A 786-nucleotide genomic window follows, 5' to 3' on the forward strand; every position below is an offset into this window, starting at 1 on the left:
CCCTTAGCCTCGTCGCTGGTGGCTTGAACGACCGTCACGTTCAACCCCGCCAGTCCTTGCTCCAGCGCCTGCGTCCAGGTCTTGGCACAGCGATCCGCGCTGGCCTGCTCAACCACAATGAACCCCGAGACCGGGTTAATGGCCACCAGACGCAACCCATCTTTCCAAGTCTCGTCTTCGCTCAGACTCAGCGTGCGATGGGGCATCTTTTCAGCCAAGTGCTCGCGTTGTTCACCCGCGCAAGCCAACAGCTGCTCCTCAAAGGCCACATGAACCGCCTGTTGCGCGCCATACGACGAAGCGATGAACGCCGACAGGCCACTGAGTTCCAAAAACTCAACGATCACCCGAATCCCCGCTCCCGCACGCTCCCCAATGCACCAGTGCGCCGCACTCTCAACCCGGCGCAGCCAGACCACGCCCTCAGGCGTCTCGACAAACCGCGCCAATCCAGCCGGAGCCTGAACCGCTTGACGCCCCGTCCAATGGCGCAGCGTGCTGCGTGCCACGCCCGCACTCAGCGCCGCCTCACGTTGACTTTGCCCGCCCTGCTCAGCTTCAGCCACGGCCACGAGCCGTTCGGCACGACGGCGGCGATCATGCATCGGCGTGGAAGAGCGATTTGCGCTAGAGTTGGTCTTGGCAAGAGCTTCTTCGGGCATCGGCGCTGTCCTTGGGTTGGGTTGCACCTCCAAGACTACGCCTTTCCCGGACTCCTGCCGCCCCATGCCTCGCGCTGATCACCTACTGAAATTGTTGGTTTTGGACCGAGGGATGATCAAGGCC

General features: G+C 62.6%; 1 protein-coding gene. It reads right to left on the reverse strand.

Annotated elements, in window-relative coordinates; translation table 11 throughout:
* Window positions 1-662 (reverse strand): transposase (locus tag CKO36_RS19290; protein ID WP_476705519.1); only part of this gene is annotated, 662 nt, incomplete at its 3' end.
* Window positions 663-786: the final 124 nt, after the last annotated feature.

Source organism: Rhabdochromatium marinum (assembly GCF_016583795.1).
Lineage (GTDB): Bacteria > Pseudomonadota > Gammaproteobacteria > Chromatiales > Chromatiaceae > Rhabdochromatium > Rhabdochromatium marinum.